Annotated in this window: 6 protein-coding genes and 1 pseudogene; 5 read left to right on the plus strand and 2 right to left on the minus strand. The window is 52.8% G+C overall.

Annotated elements, in window-relative coordinates:
* Nucleotides 1-121: 121 nt before the first annotated feature.
* Nucleotides 122-748, plus strand: coding sequence for a phosphoribosylglycinamide formyltransferase (gene purN, locus ACTHSP_RS16710; protein WP_440346493.1), 627 nt, complete (start codon nt 122-124; stop codon nt 746-748).
* 30 nt (nt 749-778) lie between these two features.
* Nucleotides 779-1,447 (plus strand): DUF3108 domain-containing protein, encoded by a 669-nt coding sequence (locus tag ACTHSP_RS16715; protein WP_440346490.1) that lies wholly within the window; start codon nt 779-781, stop codon nt 1,445-1,447.
* A gap of 56 nt (nt 1,448-1,503) precedes the next feature.
* On the opposite strand, the gene ACTHSP_RS16720 is transcribed toward ACTHSP_RS16715, so the two are convergent.
* Nucleotides 1,504-2,997 (minus strand): Rne/Rng family ribonuclease, encoded by a 1,494-nt coding sequence (locus ACTHSP_RS16720; protein ID WP_107858142.1) that lies wholly within the window; start codon nt 2,995-2,997, stop codon nt 1,504-1,506.
* 237 nt (nt 2,998-3,234) lie between these two features.
* Between ACTHSP_RS16720 and grxC the strand changes: the two genes are divergently transcribed.
* From grxC to recG, 3 genes are all read left to right on the plus strand, one after another.
* A complete protein-coding gene (gene grxC, locus ACTHSP_RS16725) occupies nt 3,235-3,492 on the plus strand; it encodes a glutaredoxin 3 (protein ID WP_440346491.1) in 258 nt (85 codons plus the stop codon).
* Nucleotides 3,493-3,513: 21 nt separating this feature from the next.
* Entirely contained in the window at nt 3,514-3,948 is a 435-nt protein-coding gene (secB, locus tag ACTHSP_RS16730; RefSeq protein WP_049352172.1) for a protein-export chaperone SecB, read from the plus strand.
* A 101-nt stretch (nt 3,949-4,049) separates the two neighbouring features.
* On the plus strand, nt 4,050-6,089 hold the full coding sequence (gene recG / locus ACTHSP_RS16735; RefSeq protein WP_440346492.1) for an ATP-dependent DNA helicase RecG: 2,040 nt from the start codon (nt 4,050-4,052) through the stop codon (nt 6,087-6,089).
* 71 nt (nt 6,090-6,160) lie between these two features.
* On the opposite strand, the pseudogene ACTHSP_RS16740 reads toward recG, so the two are convergent.
* Nucleotides 6,161-6,235: pseudogene (locus tag ACTHSP_RS16740) on the minus strand (glutamate dehydrogenase); the annotation flags it as partial.

Genomic DNA, 6,235 nt, shown 5'->3' on the forward strand with positions numbered 1-6,235 from the left:
AGTTGACGTACAAAAAGTTCAATAATCCGAATCAAGGCTTACGCCCTTAAACAACGGATAAAAGGCCGTCTGAAAAATTCCGTTTCAGACGGCCTTTGTTCCAAACAAGCAAGGAATTATGATGAAAAATATCGTCATCCTTATTTCCGGACGCGGCAGCAATATGCAGGCGATTGTGAATGCCAATATTCCCGATGCCAACATTGCAGCCGTATTGAGCAACAGCGAAACTGCAGCCGGATTGGCATGGGCAGCAGAGCGCGGTATTGCCACCGACAGTTTGAACCATAAAAACTTCGACTCGCGTTTAGCATTTGATCAGACCATGATGGAAAAAATCGATGCCTATCAGCCCGATTTGGTTGTATTGGCGGGCTTTATGCGTATTTTGACTCCGGAATTCTGCGCCCATTATGAAAACCGCCTGATAAACATCCATCCGTCCATCCTGCCTTCTTTCACCGGTCTGCATACCCACGAACGAGCATTGGAAGCAGGTTGCCGAGTGGCAGGCTGTACCATCCATTTCGTGACGCCCGAGCTGGATTGCGGCCCGATTATTTCACAAGGCATTGTTCCTATTTTGGACGGCGATACCGCTGACGACGTTGCCGCACGCGTGCTGACGGTTGAACACCAGCTTTTCCCGCAAGCCGTTACCGACTTTGTTGCAGGCCGTCTGAAAATCGAAGGCAACCGCGTTTTGAATGCACAACGTAATGCCGCCGGTCAAAGCCTGTTGGCTTAATTAAAACACCATACACACAAGGAAAACATCATGAATCCGATTAAAACAACCCTGCTGACACTTTCCCTACTTACAGCCTCCATCGGCGCGCAAGCCGTTGAATTGCCGCAATCTGCCGTTTTGCAATACTCAGGCAGCTACGGTATTCCTGCGACCATGACCTTCACACGCAGCGGCAACCAATACAAAATCGTTTCTACCATCAAAGTACCGCTTTACAATATCCGCTTTGAATCCGGCGGCAGCATCGACGGCACGACCTTGCATCCGTCTTACTACAAAGATGTACGCGGCGGTAAATTGTATGCCGAGGCCAAATTCTCCGGCGGCAACATCACTTACGGCAAAGCAGGCGATTTGAAAACCGAAAAATCCGGCCCGGCCATGGATTTGTTCGCTTTGGCATGGCAACTGGCCGCCAATGACGTGCGCCTGCCGTCAGGCTTGAAAATTACCAACGGTAAAAAACTGTATACCGTCGGCAGCATGAACAAAATCGGCAGCGAAAGCTATAAACTGAATGGCGGTACAACGCCTGTAAGCAAATATCGCGTCCGCCGCGGTGACGATACCGTGACTTACTCGTTTGCTTCCGATATCGACAATATCCCTGCGCAAATCAGCTATACCGATGATGGCAAAACCTACAACCTGAAACTGACTTCCGTCAAAATCAACGGTAAAGTAGTGAAACCGTAATCTTTATTTGCTCAAACAAGAAGGCCGTCTGAAAAGTTTTCAGACGGCCTTTATCTTTACAGCAACACAATATCGTATTGTTCCTGCGTGTAGGCGGTTTCGACTGCCAGCGAAATCGGTTTACCGATAAAGTCTATCAACATCGCCAGCGATTGCGATTCTTCGTCTAGGAACAAGTCGATGACATTTGGAGCGGCCAAAATGCGGAAGGCTTGGACATCGTAGCGGCGCGCTTCGCGGACGATTTCGCGTTGGATTTCGTAGCACACGGTTTGCGGCGTTTTCAGACGGCCCCGACCTTGGCAGGAAGGGCAGGGTTCGCAGAGGATTTGGCTTAAGTTTTCGCGCGAGCGTTTGCGGGTCAGTTCGACAAGACCCAGGCTGGTAAAGCCGTTGAGAGTGACACGGGTGCGGTCGAAACTGAGGGCTTTGGCAAGCTCTTGCAGGACGGCTTCGCGGTGGACTTCCTGCGCCATATCGATGAAGTCGATGATGATGATGCCGCCGAGGTTGCGCAGGCGAAGTTCGCGGGCGATGGTGTGGCAGGCTTCGAGGTTGGTACGGAAGATGGTTTCATCAAAATTGCGCGCGCCGACAAAGCCGCCGGTGTTGACATCGATGGTGGTCATGGCTTCGGTGGACTCGATGATGAGGTAGCTGCCGAAGTTGAGATTGACGCGCGGTTGCAGGGCGCGGGCGATTTCCTGCTCGATGTTGTGGGTTTCAAATAGGGGGCGTTCGCCTTTGAACAGCTCGATTCTGCCCAATGCACCTTGAACGTATTGTTCGGCAAACTGGGTCATGCGGCGGTGGTTTTCAGTGGAATCGACCAGGATTTTGTGCGTATCGAGGCTGAACATATCTCGTAATACGCGCAGGCTTAATGGCAAATCTTGATAGAGCAGGGTTTCGGGCGGCTGAATTTTTGCCTGTTTTTGAATGTGTTCCCACACTTTGGTCAGATAGTTGATGTCTGATTGCAGTTGGTCATCGGAGGCGTTTTCAGCATTGGTGCGGATAATATAGCCGTGGCAGGCGTTTTCGGGCAGCAGGTTGTTGAGACGCTCCCTCAAACTGCTGCGTTCGGCATCGTCTTCAATGCGTTGGGAAATGCCGATGTGGTCTTCTTGCGGAAGATGGACGAGGAAACGGCCGGCCAGCGAGATTTGGGTGGACAGGCGCGCGCCTTTGGTATTGATGGGGTCTTTGATGACCTGAACCAAGACAGACTGGCCTTCAAAGAGCATATGTTCGATGCGTTGGGTTTCGTCCGGGTTGCGGCGTTGTTCGAGGACGTCGACGATATGCAAAAACGCGGCGCGTTCCAAGCCGATATCGATGAACGCGCTTTGCATGCCGGGAAGGACGCGTTTGACGACGCCTAAATAAATATTGCCGACCAAGCTATGGCCGCTGTTGCGCTCGATGTGCAGCTCGCAGATATTGTTCTCTTCCAAAACAGCCACACGCGTTTCTTGCGGAGTGATGTTGACGAGGACGGTTTCGGACGGACGCACGGCGTCCTTGGGGATGGGAATTCCTGAAAGCATGGGGATACCTGATTTTGAATAGAAAAACTTTTGCGATGTGTTCTTCTCCAAAAAACAAATGGCAAAAGTCATTCTGCGAAAGCGCTTATCATACTTTAATTATGGTTTTTCCGCATCTGCACAAATGTTTATGGTCAAGAGGCCGTCTGAATGTTTTTTACAACCGTACGGCGGGAATACTTGTAAAATAGCATCTATGCCCATATAGTCATGAACATTGGTATTTTGGAAGAGATCATGCAAACCGTTACTGTTTATACCGGTCCATATTGCCCGTACTGCACCATGGCGAAAAGGCTTTTGCAGGCGGTGGGTGTGAAAGAAATCAACGAAATCCGCATCGACGGCAATCCGGAAGTTTTTGCCGAAATGCAGCAGCTTTCCGGCCAGAGCAGCGTGCCGCAGATTTTTATCGGCGACACCCATGTCGGTGGCTTTACCGATTTGTACCGCTTGCAGCAGGAAGGCAAGTTGGACGAATTACTGAATCCTTAACCCTTAACTTAGGAAAATAAAATGAGCGAAGAATTGCAACCCGTATTCAGCGTTGAGCGTCTGTATGTAAAAGACTTGTCTTTGGAAGTGCCTCACGCACCACAAATCTTCTTGGAACAAGGCGAGCCTGAAGTGGATATGCGCATTTCTACCGGCAGCACCAAACTGGAAGACGGCTTCTACAGCGTTGACGTTACCGTGACCGTGACTGCCAAACTGAACGAAGAGCGCACCATGTTCTTGAACGAAGTAACCCAAAGCGGCATCTTCCGTCTGGAAAACATTCCTGAAGAAGACGTACAACTGCTGCTGGGCGTTGCTTGTCCAAACATCCTGTTCCCTTACGCACGCGAAGCCATTTCCAACAGCGTAACCCGCGCCGGCTTCCCACCTGTACTGCTTGCTCCGATCAACTTCGAAGCAATCTACGAAGAACAACAGGGAGCTAACGCTTAATCGCGTTATACCTAAATTAAGGCCGTCTGAAACATTACGTTCAGACGGCCTTTTTGTTTTCGGATAAAATACAGCAAACTTTCAATCAGCTGCCTTTTAAGATGACGCCCGAAACCCAAAAACAGCTCAAAATCACCGACGTTTCCGCCAAGAAGCTCGACAAACTCAACCTCCATACCGCATGGGATTTGGTTTTGCATCTGCCGCTGCGTTACGAGGACGAGACGCACATCATGCCGATTAAGGATGCGCCGATCGGCGTGCCGTGTCAGGTCGAGGGCGAAGTCATCCATCAGGAAGTAACGTTCAAACCGCGCAAGCAGTTGATTGTCCAAATCGCCGACGGTTCCGGCAGCGTCCTTTTTCTGCGCTTCATCCACTTTTACGCCAGCCATCAGAAACAGATGGCGGTCGGCAAACGCATCCGCGCCGTGGGCGAAATCAAACATGGGTTTTACGGCGACGAGATGATTCATCCCAAAATCCGCGATGCCGAGAGCAGCGGTTTGGCGGAAAGCCTCACACCGATTTATCCGACCGTAAACGGTTTAAATCAACCCACTTTGCGCCGCATCATTCAGACGGCCTTGGACGTCACGCCGCTGCATGACACGCTGCCCGATGCCTTATTGGGTCGTCTGAAACTGCCGCACCTCGCCGAAAGCCTGCGCCTTTTGCATTCGCCGCCGCCGAGTTTTACCATCCACCAGCTTTCCGACGGCGCGCTTCCTGCATGGCAGCGGCTCAAATTCGACGAACTTTTGGCGCAACAGTTGTCCATGCGGCTGGCGCGGCAGAAGCGTGTCAGCGGCACGGCGGCGGCATTGGGCGGCGACGGCACATTGACCCAAGCCCTGCGCCACGCCCTGCCGTTTGCCCTGACCAATGCACAAGAAAGAGTCGTATCCGAAATCCGCCGCGACATGGCGCAAACCCATCCCATGCACCGCCTGCTGCAAGGCGATGTCGGCAGTGGCAAAACCATCGTCGCCGCCTTGTCCGCGCTGACCGCCATCGAATCCGGCGCACAGGCGGCTGTGATGGCGCCGACCGAAATCCTTGCAGAACAGCATTTCATCAAGTTCAAACAATGGCTCGAACCCTTAGGACTCGAAGTCGTCTGGCTTTCCGGCAGCCAGCGCAAAAAAGCCAAAGACGAAGCCAAAGCCAAACTTGCCGACGGTACCGTCAAAATCGCCGTCGGCACGCACGCCCTGTTTTCAGACGACGTCGAGTTCCAAAATCTGGGCTTGGTGATTGTGGACGAGCAACACCGCTTCGGCGTCGCCCAACGCCTCGCCCTCAAAAACAAAGGGCGCGACGTCCACCAGCTGATGATGTCCGCCACGCCCATCCCGCGCACGCTTGCCATGAGTTTCTTCGCCGATTTGGACGTATCCGTCATCGACCAATTACCGCCCGGGCGTACCCCGATTAAAACCCGCCTTGTCAACAACGTCCGCCGCGCCGAAGTCGAAGGCTTCGTCCTCAACATCTGCCGCAAAGGGCAGCAGGCATATTGGGTCTGCCCGCTGATTGAAGAAAGCGAAACCCTGCAACTGCAAACCGCCACAGAAACCCTCGAGCAGCTTCAGGCAGCCTTGCCCGAACTCAACATCGGCTTGGTACACGGGCGCATGAAGGCTGCCGAAAAAGCCGAAGTCATGGCTCAGTTTGCCGCAGGCCGTCTGAACGTCTTGGTCGCCACCACCGTTATCGAAGTCGGCGTAGATGTGCCCAACGCCGCCCTGATGGTCATCGAACACGCCGAGCGCATGGGCTTGGCACAGCTTCACCAATTACGCGGACGGGTAGGGCGCGGCGCGGCGGAAAGCGTGTGCGTCCTCCTGTTTGCCGAACCCTTGAGCGAACTTGCCAAAGCGCGGCTGAAAGTCATCTACGAACACACCGACGGCTTCGAAATCGCCCGCCAAGACCTCAACATCCGCGGCCCCGGAGAATTTCTCGGCGCGCGCCAAAGCGGTGTCCCCATGCTGCGCTTCGCCAACCTCGAAGAAGACCTGCACCTCTTGGAACAAGCGCGCGAAATCGCCCCGATGCTGATTGAACAAAACCCCGAAATCGTCGAAGCGCATTTGGCAAGATGGCTTTCCAGCAGGGAAGGTTATTTGGGCGTATAAAATTTGCTTTATAAAGAAAAAGGCCGTCTGAAATATTTCAGACGGCCTTATGATTTGTGTTGATGCGGTTTTTAGAAACCTTGCGCCAACATGGCATCGGCAACTTTGACGAAACCGGCAATGTTCGCACCATTGACGTAGTTCAC

The organism is Neisseria sp. P0001.S005 (assembly GCF_051963715.1).

Excerpts from the sequence above, each read along its gene's own strand:
- purN (WP_440346493.1), top strand. The coding sequence starts at position 122 with ATGAAAAATATCGTCATCCTTATTTCCGGACGCGGCAGCAATATGCAG.
- ACTHSP_RS16715 (WP_440346490.1), top strand. The coding sequence starts at position 779 with ATGAATCCGATTAAAACAACCCTGCTGACACTTTCCCTACTTACAGCC.
- ACTHSP_RS16720 (WP_107858142.1), bottom strand. The coding sequence starts at position 2,997 with ATGCTTTCAGGAATTCCCATCCCCAAGGACGCCGTGCGTCCGTCCGAA.
- grxC (WP_440346491.1), top strand. The coding sequence starts at position 3,235 with ATGCAAACCGTTACTGTTTATACCGGTCCATATTGCCCGTACTGCACC.
- secB (WP_049352172.1), top strand. The coding sequence starts at position 3,514 with ATGAGCGAAGAATTGCAACCCGTATTCAGCGTTGAGCGTCTGTATGTA.
- recG (WP_440346492.1), top strand. The coding sequence starts at position 4,050 with ATGACGCCCGAAACCCAAAAACAGCTCAAAATCACCGACGTTTCCGCC.